We start from the raw sequence: 18,133 nt of genomic DNA on the forward strand, positions 1-18,133 counted from the left end.
CTCATGATGACCCCCGGAAAATTCCGTTCTGGCGACGGGTGCCTCTCTGCGGAAGCACGCCATTGCCACACCCGACTGCGTTCTTTTGATTTTTTCAGCTTGCCGTGGCGGCGAGCGTGAGCCGGAAGACTGTGGATCAAGTTCCGGCCAAAGCGATACCCCGCCATAGTGGGGAATTCAATATGCGGTGTCAATACCACTTTACAAGGAGATGATTCTCATTTGTCGCCGGCGGACAACGCTGTAATTCGCAGCTGGCGAGCGGTTCAGCGCGGCCTAACCAAATTTTGCGCATCCATATCAGTCGGCTACAAACCACATCGCGGCGGCGGGATACGGTGGAGGTCCCGAAACGTCCTGACGCCTCGCGATGCGCCCATCCTGTGCCCTGCCCTGCCGCCCGCCTCGCTGCCATCCCCTCCCTGGCGCCGTCCGCGGCTACATCCTGTTCGAAGCGCTCTGCGGGCTGGTGATCTTCACCGCCGGGCTGGCATCGCTCGCGATCCTTGGGCCAACGGGACTTGGCTGGCAGCGGACGCTGGATCAGGCCACCTATGACACGCGCAGGACAGCAGAGTCTGCCGAACTGGCGCCATGGCCGGCCGGATTGCCGCTGAACCGCGTCGGCGCGAGGTTGCCATGAGAACGCTCCCGATGCGTCGCAACGCCCCGGGCTTTTCGCTGACCGAAGCCATGGTCGGCCTGGCGCTCGGGCTGATCGTCGCCGCCGTCGCCACGGCGGCGTGGCAGGTGGCGCTTTCCGCCTACCGCAGCGCGGCGGAGCGCATGCTGATGGAGGAGCGCGGCCAACGCGCGCTCGCCATCCTGACCGCGCTGCTGCGCCAGGCCGGATGGCATCCAGGCCCACTCGACGCGGCAGTGCCGCCCGCAGTCAGTGGCGCCGATGACTGCGGGCAGCCGGGCATCGCCGAGGTGCCGACATGCGCCCGCCGCGGTGTCGCACAAAGCGATGCCCTGCTGGTGCGGTTCAGTGGCCAGGGACAGCCCGGCGATCCGAGCCAGCCCGACGAGACGATGATCGATTGCAGCGGCTATCCGCTGGCAGCACGGGGGGCCGGGGCGGAGAGCACCACGGATTTTGTCGCGGCAAACATGCTTTACATCGCCGCCGCGTCGGACGGCGAGCCGCAGCTGCTGTGCCGCTACCCGTCCCGTCGCAACGGCCAGGTCGACGGGCACGGCTGGACTTCCGGCGCATTGGTCCGTGGCGTGGCATCGCTGCAACTGCGCTACGGGGTGGACATGGATGGCGACCGGCAGCCCGACGCGTACCTGCCTGCCGCACGGGTCCAGGCAATGGGAGCGCATGCATGGCACCGCGTGCTGGCGGTGCAGGTCGCGCTTGCACTGCAGGGCGAGCAGCGCGGACCTGCCCGCGACGCTGCCGGGCTGGCGCGCGCCGACGATGCCTGGGCCGATCTGCAGGCCGCGCCGGTCGACACGCACCGCGCCCACCGTCGCGTGTTCGCCACGACGGTCCGCTTGCGCAATGCCGCGCGCTGCGAGGAGACGCTATGTTGAGGCGCCATGCCATGACGCAACGCGGCGGCATCACGCTGCTGTTCGCGGCGACGATGCTGCTGCTGGTGTCCGCCACCGCGGCGGCAATGCTGCAGATGCTGTTGGCAGGCCGACAGCTGGCGGTTGCCGGCCGCGACCGCGAGATCGCGTTCCGGGCAGCCGAAGCGGCGCTGTTCGAGGCGGAGGCCGAACTGCTCGCCGCCGCCGGAAGTGGCGACCGCTTCGGCCAATGGCCCGCTGCCGGCGAATGCGGCCGCGGCGCGCAGGCAGCGCTGTGCAACACTGCGCAGGCACGAACGCCGGTATGGCAGCCGTGGCTGCATGACTCGGCAACGGACCTGGCGATTGGCGTGCCGGTGGGCAGCTTTGCCGGCGTGTCGGAAGCTTTCCTGCCGGAAGCCTTTGCAGGCTCGCACACGGCGCCGCGTTACGTTGCCGAGCTGCTTGACGACGGCCCCGTGATCGACGAAGGCCGGCCAGCCTTGCCGCGGCTGCGCGTCACCGCTGTCGGCTTCGGCCGCTCGCCCGCGGTACGGGCCGTCGTGCAGAGCATCGTGCAGCCATGAACGCACGCGCCGCCTTCCTGCTTGCCTGCGTGCTTGCGCTGATTCCCGCGCCCGCGACTCCGGCCGGCAATGACAGCCCTGCAGGCCGCCTCCCGCTCGCCTACCTGATCGAACCCGGCGCCAGGCCCTGGACTGGCCGGTTGCGCGCGGTCGGATGGCAGGCTTCACTGGCAGCAACTGACGAGGATCGCCAGCCGCTGTCGGGCCTGTGGGAAGCGGGGGCCTTGCTGGATGCCAGGCAACCCGCATCGCGCAGGATCTACACCTCGCTGCAGGCCGCCATGCCCCAGCCGGAGCGGCTGGCGGCGCTTCAGTGGCCCGACCTGGACGAGTCCACGCGCGAGCGCCTCGACGCCCGGCAACTGGCCTGGCTGCGCGGCGACAACGCCAGTCCCGCGCTGCGCCCGCGCGACACGCGGCTGGCCAGCGCGCGCGGCGCGCGCGTGCTGGTGGTCGCACCGCCCATATGGCGCCCGGGGCAGACAGGGCAGCCGGGCCATGCGCGATTTCGCGAGCGCCATGCCCAGCGGCCACACATGGCGTGGATCGGCACCGTCGACGGCCAGCTGCACGGCTTCGATGCCATCTCCGGCGAGGAGCGTGCCGTCTACCTGCCGCGCACGCTGCTGCCGCTTGCCGCGGCCATGGCCGATCCCAAGGCGCCGGTCGCGGTCAATCCTTGCCCCCGCCCGGAAAGCACCGACGCCGTGGTCGACGGTGCCTGGCGCACGCTGCTGCTGTGCGCGTTCCGCGGCGGACCGGAGGACATCGCCGGCGTGTTTGCACTCGACATCACCGAACCAGAGGCCGCGCTGCCATTGCGGTTGCTATGGGAGCACGCAGCCACGCCGGCATTGCCGCTTGCCGGCACCGGCCCGGTTCGCACAGCCGCGCTGGGCGACGGCCATGCGCAACGCTGGCATGCCGTCACACTGCTGGCGCCGCCTGCGGAGCCCGGGCTCGCGCTGCTGCCGCTCGACACGGCCGCGGCGCCGTGGCGCGTGTTGCGCGTGGCCGCACAAGGCTGCGACGGCAAGCTATCCACGGCCGCGCTGCGCGCCATGACGATGGCCACAGCGTTTGACGGCACGGCGCTCGCCGCCTACGCCACCGATGAGGCGGGCCAGCTATGGCGTTTTGCGCTGGGCGATGTCCTGCGGCAACCTGCGCCGCCAGCCACGTGCCTGCACCGCTTGCGCAGCGGGCCCGGCATTGCAGAGCCCGCGCCGCCAGTGGTGCTCGGCACGCCAGCGCAACCGCTCGTCGTCTATGGGGCCGGCAACGAATTGGCTGCCGTGGCGGATGGCACCCATTCCGCCGGCCAGCCCGCCCGTATCGAAGCGCGGGCACAGGGCGAGGGTTTTGTCCTGCAGGCCGCGCCGGGCCAGCGCCCGGCGGCACAAACGTTGGGGTGGCACCTTGTCCTGCCCGATGCCGGCGAACAGGTCGAGCACGTCAGCCTGGCCTCGCCCGGCTACCTTGTCTTCGTGACACGGCTACCGGATGGCCGGCAACGGACCTATCTGGTACTGGCTGCCAGTGGCGAGTCGGCCGGCCGCAAGGCGGACGGCGCGCCGGTGCTTCCCTTTGTCACGGGGCTAGTCAGCGGCACCGCCGACGCAAGCGCACCGACCCTCACCCGTGAAGCCCTGCCTGGGATAACGCCCCAGGCCGGCAGCGCCGGCCGCGAGGTCTACGCGCTGGCGCTATGGACGTTGAAGGACGGCGCCGCCACGCGCCTGGCACAGGTGGTGGCAAGCCGGCGCACCGGCCGCCTGTCATGGCGCGAACTCGCCGGACCGGCGAAGGAGACCGCACCATGAGATCCAGCGGCTTTTCCCTGATCGAACTGATGGTCGTGGTGGTGATCGCAGCCCTCTTGGCCTCCCTTGCCGTGCCCGCCTGGCACGAGCATCTCCGGCGCGGCTGGCGCGCCCAGGCACGCGCGGAACTGGCTGCCGCATTGCTCGAACTCGAACGGCACGCGGCGCAGGCCATGAGCTTTGCCGGGCAGCCCGGAGACGACACCGTTGCCGGCGACTGGCCGCGCCCGGTGCCCCCCGCCGGGCAAGCACGCCACATCATTTCGGCGACAGCCTGCCCGGCGGCAAGCCTGGATACCTGCGTGGAACTGCGCGCCACGCCGCGTCAGCACGACCGGCAGTGCGGCGTGCTGATCCTGCGCAGCACCGGCCAGTGGTTGTCCTGGCCAGACAACGCGGACCGGCCCGGCCCGCTGCCGGCCGAATGCTGAGATGCGCCCAGCTTCCCGCTGCACCGGCCTGAGCCTGGCCGAGCTGCTGGCCTGCCTGGCCATCCTGTCGGTGCTGGCTGCCACGGCCTGGCCATCCTTCAGCGAACTGCTGGCGCGCCAGGCGGTGGAGCAGGCCGCCGACCGGCTTGCCGCGTCGCTGGCGCTGGCGCGCTCCACCGCAATGGCGCGCCGCAGCGAAGTGACGTTACAGCCACTGAATGGGCAACCCGGTCTGGACCGCGGCTGGCAACTGTTGGCTGGAACCGGCCCGGACACGACGCCCCTGGCAGTGGTCGAGCCGGGCACGCCCTGCCTGCGCGTGGCGCTGCGGCAGACCGGCCGCGAGAGCCATACGGTGCGATTCACAGCTGTGGGATACTCTCGGTCTGAACAAGGCGGCTTCCAGGCCGCCACCTTCGCGCTCAGCTGCCGCGGCGCGCAGCGCCAGGTGCGCCTTGGCGCCCAGGGCCGCATCCGGCTCTGCACGCCAGGTCGCGACAGCGACTGCGACGCGGCCGACGGCCCCGAGCCGCCGTAACCCTGGAACCCCGGACAGACTTTCAGCTTTCCTCCCATCCACAGCAAACCGGCCAAGAGCTACAGGCGCCATGTTTTCCGATACCGACCACGCCGCCATGCAACAGGCCCTCGCGCTCGCCGCGCGGGGCATGTTCACCACCACGCCAAATCCGCGCGTCGGCTGCGTGCTGGTCAAGGACGGCCAGGTCATCGGCCAGGGTTTCACCCAGCCAGCTGGACAGGACCATGCCGAAATCCAGGCGATGAAAGACGCGCTGGCGCGCGGGCTGGACCCCGCCGGCGCCACTGCCTACGTCACGCTGGAACCGTGCAGCCACTTCGGGCGCACGCCGCCATGCGCCGATGCGCTGGTGCGCGGCGGTGTGTCGCGGGTGGTGGCGGCAATGGAAGACCCCAATCCGTCGGTATCCGGGCGCGGCCTGCAGCGGCTGCGCGATGCCGGCGTCGACGTGCGCTGCGGCCTGCTGGAAAAGGAAGCGCGCGACCTCAACATCGGATTCGTGTCGCGCATGACGCGCGGGCTGCCGTGGGTGCGCGTCAAGGTGGCTGCGTCGATGGACGGCGGCACCGCGCTGCATGACGGCAGCAGCCAGTGGATCACCGGTCAGGCCGCGCGCGACGACGGCCATGCCTGGCGCGCCCGCGCCTGCGCAATCCTGACCGGCATCGGCACCGTCCGCGACGACGACCCGGCCCTGACCGTGCGCGCGCTCGCCACCCCGCGGCAGCCGCAACGGGTGCTGGTCGATTCGCGGCTGGAAGTGCCGCTCGATGCAAAGATCCTGACCCCGGACGCCGGCGAGTTTGCCAAGCCGGCGCTGGTGTTCTGCGCGGTGGAGGACCGCGAACGCCAGCGGGCGCTGGAAGCGCGCGGCGCCGAAGTGGTGGTGCTGCCCAACCCCCACGGCAAGGTCGAGCTGCCCCGGATGCTGCAGGAACTGGGCCGGCGCGGCATCAACGAGCTGCACGTCGAAGCGGGCTTCAAGCTCAATGGCTCGCTGGTGCGCGAGCACTGCGCCGACGAGCTGCTGATTTACCTCGCACCCAAGCTGCTCGGCGACGCGCAGGGCATGTTCAACCTGCCGCCGCTGGCGCGGCTGCAGGATGCCGCGCAGTTCCGCTGGCACGAAATCCGGCAAATCGGCGACGACCTGCGGCTGATCGCGCGCCGCAACGACGCCTGACCCGCCCATCCAAGATTGACCAAGACAGAAGACACCACCATGTTCACTGGCATTGTCGCGGCTGTCGGCCGCATTGAAAACGTAACCCCGCTGGGCGCCGCCGATGCCGGCGTGCGCCTGCATATCGCCGCCGGCGGCCTGGACCTGTCCGATGTGATCATCGGCGACAGCATCGCGATCCAGGGCGCCTGCATGACGGTGATCGCCATGGGCGCGGACAGCTTCGACGTCGAGGTCTCGCGCGAGTCGCTCGACAAGACCGTCGGCCTGGAGCGCGCCGGCCGCGTCAACCTGGAAAAGGCGCTGCGCCTGGCCGACCGACTCGGCGGGCACCTGGTCTCCGGGCACGTCGATGGGCTGGGCGAAGTGGTGCATTTCGCGCCCGTCGGCGAATCGCATGAGCTGCGCATCCGCGCGCCGCGCGAGCTGGCCCGCTACCTGGCCTACAAGGGCTCGGTGGTGGTCAACGGCGTCTCGCTGACGGTCAACCGTGTCAGCGACGAAGCCGACGGCTGCGTGTTCTCGATCAACCTGATCCCGCACACGGTCGAGGTCACCACGCTGCAGGAGCTCAAGCCCGGCGCACGGGTGAACCTGGAAATCGACCTGATCGCCCGCTACGTGGAGCGGATGCTGTCGACCACTGACGCGGTCAGGTAAGTCCCGACCGGCCGCCGCACTTTCCCGCGCGGCGGCCGCCCGCACCGCCTGCCTTGGCGTACAATAGCGGGCTTGACTGGGCATCCTGCCGGGCGTATATGCCAGGGCCGGTTGGCCCGACGCCCCGCCTCAGTCCGGCCGCCTTCCGACGCGGCCACCGTTCCCGTCCGCCTTATTCGCGGCATTTCGCTCGTTTCGCCTCAATTTGCCGTCCTGCACGCCATGACAATCGCCCGTACTGAAGACATCATTGCCGACATCCGTGCCGGCCGCATGGTCATCCTTGTCGACGAAGAAGACCGCGAGAATGAAGGCGACCTGGTGCTGGCTGCCGACTTCGTCACTCCGGAAGCGATCAACTTCATGGCCAAGCACGGGCGCGGCCTGATCTGCCTGACGCTGACCGCCGAGCGCTGCCGCCAGCTGGACCTGCACCCCATGGTCACCCGCAACGGCACCCAGCACGGCACCAACTTCACGGTGTCGATCGAGGCCGCCGAAGGCGTGACCACCGGCATCTCGGCAGCCGACCGCGCCCGCACCGTGCAGGCAGCGGTCGCCCGCGAGGCCAAGCCCGCCGATCTGGTCCAGCCCGGCCACATTTTCCCGCTGACGGCCCAGCCCGGCGGCGTGCTGATCCGCGCCGGCCATACCGAGGCCGGTTGCGACCTGGGTGCCCTGGCCGGCCTGACGCCCGCCGCCGTGATCTGCGAGATCATGAAGGACGACGGCACCATGGCGCGACTGCCCGACCTGATCGAGTTCGCGCAGGAGCACGACCTGAAGATCGGCACCATCGCCGACCTGATCCACTACCGCAGCCGCACCGAGAGCATCATCGAGCGCGTCGGCGAGCGCGCCATGCAGACGCCGTATGGCACCTTCCACAGCATCGCCTACCGCGACAAGCCTACCGGCCAGGCCCACCTGGCGCTGGTACGCGGCACGCCCTCGCCGGACAAGGAAACGCTGGTGCGCGTGCACGAGCCCTTCTCGGTGCTGGACCTGCTGGAAGTGAAGTCCACGACGCACTCATGGAGCATCCCGGCGGCGATGCAGGCCATCGACCAGGCCGACAGCGGCGTGATCGTGCTGCTGAACTGCGGCGACACCGTCGAGCAGCTGTTCACACAGTTCACCGCGCTCGACGCACCGCAGAGCCGCCCCCGCCGCAAGCCGGACCTGCGCACCTACGGCATGGGCGCGCAGATCCTGAAGGACGTCGGCGTGGGCAAGATGCGCGTGCTGGCCGCCAGGCAACGCATGCCCAGCATGACCGGCTTCGACCTGGAAGTCACCGGTTATCAGCCCATGCAGGGCAAGGACGACTGAGCCTTCCTACCCCAATACCCCGTCCGCGGCGCCATGCCGCCGCGGACGCCCCGAAAACTGGAGAACTGAACAATGGATCACGGCTTCTACCCCAGCAACCTCGACGGTGAAGGCCTGCGTATCGGCATCGTGCAGGCCCGCTTCAACGAGCCGGTCTGCGCCGAACTGCTCGAAGCCTGCGTGGCCGAGCTGGAAAAGCTCGGCGTCGAAGGCGAGGACACCCTGGTAGTGACCGTCCCGGGCGCGCTGGAAGTGCCGCTGGCACTGCAGAAGATGGCCGAGAGCGGCCAGTTCGACGCGCTGGTCGCGCTGGGCGCCGTGGTGCGCGGCGAGACCTACCATTTCGAGCTGGTCTCGAACGAATCCGGCGCCGGCATCACCCGCGTCGGCCTGGATTTCAACGTGCCGGTCGCCAACGGCATCCTGACCGTCGATACTGATGAACAGGCCCATGCCCGCACCCGCGAGAAGGGCCGCGACTGCGCCCGCGCCGCGGTGGAGATGGCCAACCTGGTCGACGCGCTCGACTCGCTGCGCGGCCAGGAAGACGATGAGGACGATGATGAGTGATACGTCCAACGCCCCCGAGAATACGGGCGGCAATGACGGCGGCAAGCCCGCCGGCAACAAGCCCGCGGCCCGCACCGAAGCCAAGGCGCCGCCCAAGAGCGCGCGCCGCCGCTCGCGCGAGCTGGCATTGCAGGGCCTGTACCAATGGCTGCTGAACCGCAACGACATCGGTGCGATCCAGGCCCACCTGCATGACGCGCAAGGCTTCAACAAGGCCGACCGCGAGCATTTCGACGCGCTGCTCAACGGCGCCGTGCGCGAAGAGGCCCGCCTGACTGCCGCGTTCGAGCCGTTCCTGGACCGCACCGTGGACGAGCTGTCGCCGGTGGAGCGCGCCGCGCTGCTGGTCGGCAGCTACGAGCTGGTGCACTGCGTCGACATCCCGTACAAGGTCGTGATCAACGAAGCGGTCGAGCTGACCAAGACCTTCGGCGGCGTCGAAGGCTACAAGTACGTCAACGGCGTGCTGGACAAGCTTGCCGCCCAGGTGCGCGCTGCCGAGGTTGCGGCGCGCCGCTGAGCGGTCACCCGGCTGGTGCCCGCACCGGCCAGGACCTGACGAAACACCCGCCGCGGCGGGTGTTTTCGTTCTTACCTATTCTTTTTGCTGAACGGGCCCTTGCCCGCCTCTCCCGATCGCCATGGACATGCAACGTCTTGCCACCGCCGCCCGCGTCGCCAACATCAATGCCTTCCACGTCATGGAACTGGCCAAGCAGGCCGCCGAGCTCGAGCGCGCCGGCCGCCACATCGTGCACATGGGCATCGGCGAACCGGACTTTACCGCCGCCGAGCCGGTGGTGCGCGCGGCCGAGGCGGCAATGCGCCGCGGCGTCACGCAATACACCGGTGCGCTTGGCATCCATCCGCTGCGCGAGGCCATCGCCGGCTATTACAAGACGGCCTACGGCCTGGACATCCCGGCGCGCCGCGTCATCGTCACGGCGGGCGCTTCCGGCGCACTGCTGCTGGCGTGCTCGGTGCTGGTCGAGATCGGCGCGGAAGTGCTGATGCCCGATCCCAGCTACCCGTGCAACCGGCACTTTGTTGCCGCCTTCGACGGCGCGGCGCGCATGATCCCTAGCGGCCCGGCCGAGCGCTTCCAGCTCACCGCCGCGCAGGTCGAGGCCAACTGGAGCGAGCAGACCCGTGGCGTGCTGCTGGCCACGCCCTCCAATCCGACCGGCACCTCGATCTTGCCCAACGAGCTCGACCGCATTCTGCGGGCGGTGCGCGCGCGCAACGGCTTTGCCATCGTCGACGAGATCTACCAGGGCCTGTCGTACGACGCGGCGCCGGTCTCGGCGCTGAGCCTGGACGACAACGTGGTCACGGTGAACAGCTTCTCCAAGTACTTCAACATGACCGGCTGGCGGCTGGGTTGGCTGGTGGTGCCGGATGCACTGGTCGAGGCATTCGAGAAGGTCGCCCAGAACCTCTTTATCTGCGCCTCCGCCGTGGCGCAGTATGCGGCGCTCGCCTGCTTCACCCCCGAGGCGCTGGCGATCTACGACGACCGCAAGGCCGAGTTCCGCCGCCGCCGCGACCTGATCGTGCCGGCGCTGGAATCACTGGGCCTGCGCGTGCCGGTACGCCCGGACGGCGCCTTCTACGTCTATGCCGACTGCCGCGGCGTCAACCACCCGGCCGCCGGCGACGCCGACCGGCTGACGCAGGCGATGCTGCACGATGCGGGCGTGGTGATGGTGCCGGGACAGGATTTCGGGCCGCATACCGCCAGCGACTACATCCGCATCTCGTATGCGACTTCGCGCGAGAACATCGAAGAGGCGATGGCGCGGCTGGCGAAGCTGTTCCGCGGCTAAGTCGATAGCGGCCGCGGAAAAAGAAAAAGCACCCCGCGGGGTGCTTTTTCTTTTGAGGGCCAGTTGCAAGCCTCAGGCGTTGTTCGAGCCGTTGCTCGCTTCCAGCTTCTCGGCCGGCGCGGCATGCTCGGCCGGTGCCTTGCCGCTGCCTCCCGCCTTGCCGTTGTCGGCCGGCGCCGCGCGCACGCCGAGCAGCTGGCGCAGGCGGGCACGCTCGGCCAGCACCTTGGCGCCGTAGCCGCCATCGGTCGCCGTGGTGGCGCCGACGTAGTACTTCAGGCCGCCCTCGATCGAGCCGGCGCGGGCGATGCAGTCCTTCAGCACCAGCGCGCCGATCTTGATGTTGGCGTACGGGTTCAGCGCCGCGGCGACGCCGCCCACGGCCTCGTACTTGTCCTGGTGGACCTTGGTCATGACCTGCATCAGGCCCTGCGCGCCCACACCGCTCTCGGCGTACGGGTTGAAGCTGGACTCGATCGCGATCACGCCCAGGATCAGCAGCGGGTCGATGCCGACCTCGCGGCCGGTCAGGTAGGCTGCCTTGACCAGTTGCGCGGTGGCCTGCGCCGCCACGCGGTACTTGCGGGCGATGTATTCGGCCACGGCCGCCTGCTCGCGCGCGGTGCCGAGCGTGGCAGTGCTGCGGGCGTCCGCCGCCACGCGCGTGACCGGGATGCGCTCGGCCAGGTGCGCCACAGACGGCACCTTGGCATTCGCCGCCAGGCCATATTCGTCCACGCCCGAAACCGTCGGCAGGCCGCCCTTGCCGCGTGCCAGGCGAGCAGCCGCGGCGTCGGCCGACAGCGCCGGCACGGCTGTGCTGGCCATGGCCGGCGCGGCTTCCTTGGCCGCTACCTTGGCCGGCATGGCGGCGCTGACCAGCACCGACGGTGCTTCGTCGCCAGCCAGCAATGCCGCCAGCGTGGTGCGCCATTCCTGGCTCAGCCACAGCGACACGGCCGAGACGACCGCTACCACGCCAAGACTGTTCAGCGCGTACTTCAGCGTTGCGCGGCCACCGCGCAACGCGCGGCCCGCGACCGGATGCGCGAGACGGACCTGCAATGCCCGACTCACTCCGGGTACCGGCTGTCGGAGGCGAACCTGCAAGGCGCGCCCGATGCCGGGAAGATGAAGGGTTTTCCAACCGCTCATGCTTACCTCCATCCGTTGCCCGCTTCGCATGCCAGACTGCGGCATACGCCCGATCTCAACGTACTCAAGTAAGGATGCCGCGCCGTCTAGCAGTGACAGCCAAGCATCTGTTGGCAGGCGCTCCCCATGCGCCCAACTGGAAACAGGGTCGACTCTGGGGGAGCCCACCCTGCCACGACTAATCTCGACAACCGCAAAACGCTCCGGCTCCCTGCCGGAGGCAACCGCCTCGGCCCGCGTTACATCGGGCCGGTAACCTCGGTCTGTTCGATCTGACTGGAGCGAATCGTGCGATCCCCCTGCACTTTTTCTATGTGCACCCCTTGACACAAGGGTGAAATCTATGTTGCGACGCAACACTCCATCAGCAAGACCGGATTGTAGGAACGGTGTTATACCTCGTCAAGAATAAGAAAAACGATTCACACTACTTTTAGTTATTTGTAACAAGCCTTATCTTGTCGTGCCAGCGTCACTCGTTGGCCCGCAAACGTAGGCCACGCCTAAGCTCGCCGTCCTTGGCGCTGCGCTTGAAGCGACAAAAAACTTACAATTTGCCCCACCGCGATTCGCTTATTTTTTTGCTGCGGCGCCGGTCTATGTGTATCGTCACCGACTTGGATGCCGTCTTGCGCCGGCCGCACACGGCCTGCATCACAACCGAATTCACTATGCAATACAAAGACTTGCGCGACTTCATCGGCCAACTCGAGAACATGGGCGAGTTGCGCCGCATCAATCGTCCGGTCTCGCCCAACCTGGAAATGACCGAGGTCTGCGACCGGCTGCTGCGTGACGGCGGCCCCGCGGTACTGTTCGAGCGGCCCGCCGGCGCGCGCGCCGGTGACGGTATCTATAACGTCCCGGTACTGGCCAATCTGTTCGGCACGACACACAGGGTCGCGCTCGGCATGGGCGCCGAATCGATGGAAGACCTGCGCGACATCGGCCGCGTCCTGTCAGCCCTGAAGGAACCTGAGCCGCCGCGCGGACTGCGCGAAGCGGGCAAGCTTTTCACGCTCGCCAAATCTGTGTGGGATATGGCACCAAAGCGCGTCAGCAGCCCGGCCTGCCAGGAGGTGGTTTGGGAAGGCAATGACGTCGACCTGGCGCGCCTGCCGATCCAGACCTGCTGGCCCGGCGACGCCGCGCCGCTGATCACCTGGGGCCTGGTCGTCACCAAGGGCCCGCACAAGAAGCGCCAGAACCTTGGCATCTACCGCCAGCAGGTGATTGGCCGCAACCAGGTCATCATGCGCTGGCTGGCGCACCGCGGCGGCGCGCTCGACTTCCGCGAGCATGCGCTGGCCAACCCCGGCAAGCCGTTCCCGATCGCGGTGGCGCTGGGCGCCGACCCCGCCACGATCCTGGGCGCGGTGACGCCGGTGCCCGATACGCTGTCCGAGTACCAGTTCGCCGGCCTGCTGCGCGGCAGCCGCACCGCGCTGGCCGGCTGCGTCACGCCGACCCTGTCCGAGCTGAGCGTGCCCGCGTCGGCCGAGATCGTGCTGGAAGGCCATATCCAGCCCGACCCCAACCACCCGTCCGGCTACGAGCATGCGCTGGAAGGCCCGTTCGGCGACCACACCGGCTACTACAACGAGCAGGACTGGTTCCCGGTGTTCACGATCGACCGCATCACCATGCGGCGCGACCCGATCTACCACTCCACCTACACCGGCAAGCCGCCCGACGAGCCCGCCGTGCTGGGCGTGGCGCTGAACGAGGTGTTCGTGCCGCTGCTGCAGAAGCAGTTCCCCGAGATCACCGACTTCTACCTGCCGCCGGAAGGCTGCAGCTATCGCATGGCGCTGGTGCGGATGAAGAAGCAGTACGCCGGCCATGCCAAGCGCGTGATGTTCGGCGTCTGGAGCTTCCTGCGCCAGTTCATGTATACGAAGTTCATCGTCGTGGTCGACGACGACATCGACGTGCGCGACTGGAAGGAAGTGATCTGGGCCATCACCACGCGCGTCGACCCCAGCCGCGACACGGTGCTGGTCGACAACACGCCGATCGACTACCTCGACTTCGCCTCGCCGGTGTCCGGCCTGGGTTCCAAGATGGGTATCGACGCCACCGACAAGTGGCCCGGCGAGACCACGCGCGAATGGGGCACGCCGATTGCCATGGATGCGGCGGTGAAGGCCAGGGTGGACACCATGTGGGAAAGCCTGTTCGACCGGTCCGCGGGCGCCTGACCGGCAACCGGCTCCATCCCCGGCTATCATGTCACGCTGATGTCCGGGTGCCGCCACAGGCGCCCGGGATCTCCATCGCCCACCATCCGATGCCCGCGACAGACGGGCGCCAGGAGGAGACATGAGCAGCACCGCCCCTCTCGCCGAAGGGAACCTGATGTGGATGCCGTCCGGGGCGTTCCGCGACAGCAGCCAGATCGCCGCCTTCCTGCGCTGGCTGCGCGCCGAGCGCGGCCTCGCCTTTGACGACTACGACAGCCTGTGGCAGTGGTCGGTCACCGAGCTGGAGGCCTTCTGGGACGCGGTGCGTGCCTACTTCGACGTCCGCTTCGACACGCCCGCGGCGCAGGTGCTGGACAAGCGCACCATGCCGGGCGCGCGCTGGTTCGACGGCGCCACGCTGAACTACGTGCAGCAGGTGTTCCGCCACGCCGGCACCGGCGCGGCCCGCGAGCGCACCGCCATCCGTTACGCCGGCGAAGCGCAGCCGCTGGCGGATCTCAGCTGGGCCACGCTCGAAGCGCAAGTCGCCTCGCTGGCGCACGCGCTGCGCCAGATGGGCGTGCAGCGTGGCGACCGCGTCGCCGGCTACCTTCCCAATATCCCCGCCACCATCATCGCCTTCCTGGCCACCGCCAGCCTGGGCGCGGTGTGGTCCGGCTGCGCGCCCGACATGGGGCAGGTGGCGGTGATCGACCGCTTCCGCCAGATCGAGCCGAAGGTGCTGATCGCCGTGGATGGCTACCGCTACGGCGGCAAGGTCTACGACCGCGCGCCGGTGCTGACGGATCTGGTAACCGCCCTGCCCTCGCTGACCGACTTGGTGCTGTTGGCACAAGTCGGCGCCGGCGTACCAGCGCTTCCCGGCGTACGCACCCACGCATGGGCTGACGTGCTCGCGCACGACGTCCCGCTGGCAATCGAACCGGTGCCGTTCGACCATCCGCTGTGGATCGTCTACTCCTCCGGCACCACCGGCATGCCCAAGCCGATCGTGCATGGCCACGGCGGCATCGTCATCGAGCAGCTCAAGCTGATGGCGTTCCATAACAACCTCGGCCCGGACGACGTCTTCCACTGGTACAGCAGCAGCGGCTGGATCATGTGGAACGCGCAGGTGGCGGGCCTGCTGCTCGGCACCACCATCGCGCTCTACGACGGCAACCCGGCCTGGCCCGACGCCGGCGTGCTGTGGCGCTTTGTCGACGATGCCGGCGTGACCATGTTCGGCGCCGGCGCTGCGTTCTTCACCAACTGCATGAAGGCGGGCATCGAGCCGGCACGGATCGCCGACCTGTCGCGGCTGCGCGGGCTGGGCTCGACCGGCTCGCCGCTGCCGGTCGAGGCCTACGACTGGATCTACCGCCACGTGCGCGAAGACATCTGGCTGGTGCCGATGTCGGGCGGCACCGACTTTGCCGGCTCGTTCGTGGCGGGTTGCCCGCTGCTGCCGGTCTATTCGGGCGAGATGCAGTGCCGCTGCCTCGGCGCCAAGGTGGAGGCGTTCGACGACAGCGGCCAGCCTCTGGTCGACCAGGTCGGCGAGCTGGTCTGCACCGAGCCGATGCCGTCGATGCCGCTGTACTTGTGGGGCGATGCCGACGGCAAGCGCTACCGCGACAGCTATTTCGACACCTATCCCGGCGTTTGGCGGCATGGCGACTGGATCAGGATCACGCCGCGCGGCGGCGCGGTGATCTACGGGCGCTCGGACGCCACCATCAACCGCCACGGCATCCGCATGGGCACCAGCGAGCTGTACCGCGTGGTGGAAGACCTGCCGGAAGTGCTCGACAGCATGGTGGTCGACCTGGAATACCTGGGCCGGGATTCATACATGCCGCTGTTCGTGGTGCTGCGCGAAGGGCTGGTGCTGGACGAGACCTTGCGCGACACCCTGCGCGCACGCATTCGCGAGGCCCTGTCGTCGCGCCACGTGCCCAACGAGATCGTGCAGGTGCCGGGCGTGCCGCGCACACTGTCGGGCAAGAAGATGGAAGTGCCGGTCAAGAAGCTGCTGCTGGGCCATGCGCCCGCCAGCATCGCCAACCGCGATGCCATGGCCAACCCGGATGCGCTGGACTGGTACTTCGACTACGCCGCGCGTTTCCTGCAGGCGCGGCAAGCCGAGTCCGCCACGGCATAGACGCGGCGGCGGCCGCTAGAACTCGACGTCCAGCTCGCTGATCTCGTCGGGTTCCGCGCGCGCCGCCGTGATCCACTCCTGCAGTTCCGGCATCGCCAGGATCTGCTTGCAGTAGGCGACCGGTTCCGGGTCGAGCATCACGCCGTAGGTGACGAAGCGCGTCACCACCGGCGCGTACATGGCGTCGGCCATGGTGCGCGTGCCGAACAGGTAGGGGCCGCCGTAGCGCGTCAGGCACTCGGTCCAGATGGCGGTGATGCGGTCGATGTCCGCCTGGGCGCGCGACCACACCTTCATCCCCGGGAAATTCCCCTTCAGGTTCATCGGCAGCGCCGAGCGCATCGCCGCAAACCCGGAATGCATCTCGCCACAGATGGCGCGGCAATGCGCGCGCGCTGCGCGGTCCTCGGGCAGCAGGCCGGCCTTGGGGCGGATCTCGTTCAGGTATTCGGCAATGGCCAGCGTGTCCCATACCGTGACGCCCTGATGGCGCAGGCAAGGCACCAGGATCGACGGCGACAGCAGCAGGATTTCGGCGCGCGCGGCGGCATCGTCCGGCGGGACCAGCACTTCCTCGAACTCCAGGCCGGCAAAGCGGGCCAGCAGCCAGCCGCGCAGCGACCATGACGAATAGGTCTTGCTGCTGATGGTGAGTGTGGTCTTGCTCATCACGCCTCCTTAGCGGCGCACTTGAACGGTGCGTTCGTGCGGCACATATGGCACCAGTCTGATGCCAGCGCCCCGGCGCGCATCATGAGGCGGTGCCCCGCCGTTCGGCAGGCGCAGCCGGCACAACTTTACGCATGCCCCCGCAGCCTTCCGCGTGGCACCGCGCAAAGCGCATGCCAGGCGCGCGCCGATGGCATATATATTGCGGCATGGGAACACCAGAACCACGAGGGCCCAGCCATGCTGTACCACGCGTACCAGACCTTCGCGGACATGATACTGCCGGCGTGCACGCTGGCGGAACTGGCCGCCGCGACGCTGGCCGCCCACCCCCGGGCGACCAGCTTCGACGCCGTACGCACGCTGCGGGCCGCCTGCGAGATCATCGCGCTCGGGCGCCTGACGCACCACCGTCCGGCCTTCGGCATTGACAGCGCCATGGTTGCAGGCCGACCGGTGCCGGTCACAGAGGAAGTGGTGCTGCGCACGCCGTTCTGCTCGCTGCTGCACTTCCGCCGCCAGGGCATCGGCGCCCAGCCGCGCGTGCTGCTGGTGGCGCCGATGTCAGGCCACTTTGCCACGCTGTTGCGCGGCACCGCGCAGACCATGCTGGCCGACCACGACGTCTATATCACCGACTGGCATAACCCGCGCGATATCCCGCTGATGGCCGGACGCTTCGGCTTCGATGAATTCGTGCAGCACCTGATCCACTTCCTGCAGGCCCTTGGTGGCGGCACGCACGTGGTGGCGGTATGCCAGCCCACGGTGGCCGCACTGGCGGCGGCGGCGATCATGGCCGAGGACGGCGACCCGGCCCAGCCGCCCAGCCTGACGCTGATGGCCGGCCCGATCGACGCGCGGGTCAACCCGACCAAGGTCAACGAACTGGCCATCAGCCAGCCGATCGACTGGTTCGAGCGCACACTGATCAGCCTGGTGCCACTGCGCTTTGCCGGGGCGATGCGGCGCGTCTATCCGGGCCATGTGCAGCTGCTGGCCTTCATGAACATGAACCTGGAGCGCCATGAGCAGGCGCTGCGCGAACTCTACGCCTATCGCGAGCGCGGCGAGCATGACAAGGCCGACGCCATCCGCGACTTCTATATCGAATACTTCGCCACCATGGACCTGACGGCGGAGTTCTACCTCGAAACCGTCAGCCTGGTGTTCCAGCGCTTCCTGCTGGCGCAGGGCCTGCTCGACGTGGCCGGTCGCCGCGTGTGCACAAGCGCCATCCGCCACACGGCGCTGCTCACGGTGGAGGGCGAGCGCGACGACATCTGCGCCATCGGCCAGACCATGGCCGCGCAGGATCTCTGCCCGAGCCTGCGGCCATACATGCGCATGCATCATGTGCAGACCGGGGTCGGCCACTACGGGGTGTTCAACGGCAAGCGCTGGGAGACACAGGTGTACCCGCTGGTGCGCAATACGATCTACACCAGTAGCTGACGCCGGCGCGCCGCGGGCACTGCGATGCGGTGG

The 18,133-nt window shown here is 68.6% G+C and carries 16 protein-coding genes; 14 read left to right on the plus strand and 2 right to left on the minus strand.

Annotated features, from left to right (window positions below):
• The first annotated feature begins 654 nt into the window (after positions 1–654).
• From LPA45_RS13095 to LPA45_RS13145, 11 genes are all read left to right on the plus strand, one after another.
• Positions 655–1,542, plus strand: coding sequence for a PilW family protein (locus LPA45_RS13095; RefSeq protein ID WP_317923040.1), 888 nt, complete (start codon positions 655–657; stop codon positions 1,540–1,542).
• Between the two features lie 11 nt (positions 1,543–1,553).
• Positions 1,554–2,108, plus strand: coding sequence for a pilus assembly protein (locus LPA45_RS13100; protein ID WP_367394581.1), 555 nt, complete (start codon positions 1,554–1,556; stop codon positions 2,106–2,108).
• On the plus strand, positions 2,105–3,931 hold the full coding sequence (locus LPA45_RS13105; RefSeq protein ID WP_317923038.1) for a PilC/PilY family type IV pilus protein: 1,827 nt from the start codon (positions 2,105–2,107) through the stop codon (positions 3,929–3,931). The genes LPA45_RS13100 and LPA45_RS13105 overlap by 4 nt, the downstream gene beginning before the upstream one ends.
• Positions 3,928–4,362, plus strand: a complete 435-nt coding sequence (locus tag LPA45_RS13110; RefSeq protein ID WP_317923037.1) for a type IV pilin protein — start codon at positions 3,928–3,930, stop codon at positions 4,360–4,362. Before LPA45_RS13105 ends, LPA45_RS13110 begins: the two co-directional genes overlap by 4 nt.
• A 1-nt stretch (position 4,363) precedes the next feature.
• A complete protein-coding gene (locus LPA45_RS13115; RefSeq protein ID WP_317923036.1) occupies positions 4,364–4,900 on the plus strand; it encodes a GspH/FimT family pseudopilin in 537 nt (178 codons plus the stop codon).
• A gap of 70 nt (positions 4,901–4,970) precedes the next feature.
• Positions 4,971–6,086, plus strand: a complete 1,116-nt coding sequence (ribD, locus tag LPA45_RS13120; RefSeq protein WP_317923035.1) for a bifunctional diaminohydroxyphosphoribosylaminopyrimidine deaminase/5-amino-6-(5-phosphoribosylamino)uracil reductase RibD — start codon at positions 4,971–4,973, stop codon at positions 6,084–6,086.
• Between the two features lie 39 nt (positions 6,087–6,125).
• A complete protein-coding gene (locus LPA45_RS13125) occupies positions 6,126–6,746 on the plus strand; it encodes a riboflavin synthase (protein ID WP_317923034.1) in 621 nt (206 codons plus the stop codon).
• 222 nt (positions 6,747–6,968) lie between these two features.
• Complete coding sequence (ribBA, locus tag LPA45_RS13130; protein ID WP_116320771.1) at positions 6,969–8,078, plus strand: bifunctional 3,4-dihydroxy-2-butanone-4-phosphate synthase/GTP cyclohydrolase II; 1,110 nt, start codon at positions 6,969–6,971, stop codon at positions 8,076–8,078.
• Between the two features lie 72 nt (positions 8,079–8,150).
• On the plus strand, positions 8,151–8,648 hold the full coding sequence (ribH, locus tag LPA45_RS13135) for a 6,7-dimethyl-8-ribityllumazine synthase (protein WP_029045447.1): 498 nt from the start codon (positions 8,151–8,153) through the stop codon (positions 8,646–8,648).
• On the plus strand, positions 8,641–9,168 hold the full coding sequence (gene nusB / locus LPA45_RS13140; protein ID WP_317923033.1) for a transcription antitermination factor NusB: 528 nt from the start codon (positions 8,641–8,643) through the stop codon (positions 9,166–9,168). The genes ribH and nusB overlap by 8 nt, the downstream gene beginning before the upstream one ends.
• A gap of 121 nt (positions 9,169–9,289) precedes the next feature.
• Positions 9,290–10,474 carry a pyridoxal phosphate-dependent aminotransferase gene (locus LPA45_RS13145; RefSeq protein WP_317920763.1) on the plus strand — a complete coding sequence of 395 codons (1,185 nt, stop codon included), beginning with the start codon at positions 9,290–9,292 and terminating at the stop codon, positions 10,472–10,474.
• Positions 10,475–10,546: 72 nt separating this feature from the next.
• Here LPA45_RS13145 and LPA45_RS13150 read toward each other — a convergent pair whose 3' ends face one another.
• Positions 10,547–11,629: a lytic transglycosylase domain-containing protein gene (locus LPA45_RS13150; RefSeq protein ID WP_317920761.1), complete on the minus strand. Its 1,083-nt coding sequence runs from the start codon at positions 11,627–11,629 to the stop codon at positions 10,547–10,549.
• Between the two features lie 671 nt (positions 11,630–12,300).
• Between LPA45_RS13150 and ubiD the strand changes: the two genes are divergently transcribed.
• Both ubiD and LPA45_RS13160 read left to right on the plus strand, forming a co-directional pair.
• Positions 12,301–13,830, plus strand: coding sequence for a 4-hydroxy-3-polyprenylbenzoate decarboxylase (gene ubiD / locus LPA45_RS13155; protein ID WP_317920759.1), 1,530 nt, complete (start codon positions 12,301–12,303; stop codon positions 13,828–13,830).
• Between the two features lie 121 nt (positions 13,831–13,951).
• Positions 13,952–15,976, plus strand: a complete 2,025-nt coding sequence (locus LPA45_RS13160) for an acetoacetate--CoA ligase (protein ID WP_317920757.1) — start codon at positions 13,952–13,954, stop codon at positions 15,974–15,976.
• A 15-nt stretch (positions 15,977–15,991) separates the two neighbouring features.
• Here LPA45_RS13160 and LPA45_RS13165 read toward each other — a convergent pair whose 3' ends face one another.
• Positions 15,992–16,645, minus strand: coding sequence for a glutathione S-transferase family protein (locus tag LPA45_RS13165; protein ID WP_116320766.1), 654 nt, complete (start codon positions 16,643–16,645; stop codon positions 15,992–15,994).
• A 240-nt stretch (positions 16,646–16,885) separates the two neighbouring features.
• Here LPA45_RS13165 and LPA45_RS13170 point away from each other — a divergent pair, with 240 nt between their 5' ends.
• The gene (locus LPA45_RS13170; protein ID WP_317920755.1) at positions 16,886–18,100 is read left to right on the plus strand and encodes a polyhydroxyalkanoate depolymerase; all 1,215 of its coding nucleotides are present in this window, start codon (positions 16,886–16,888) and stop codon (positions 18,098–18,100) included.
• Positions 18,101–18,133 lie beyond the last annotated feature (33 nt).

Origin of the sequence: Cupriavidus sp. Agwp_2 (assembly GCF_040784895.1) — a bacterium.
Lineage (GTDB): Bacteria > Pseudomonadota > Gammaproteobacteria > Burkholderiales > Burkholderiaceae > Cupriavidus.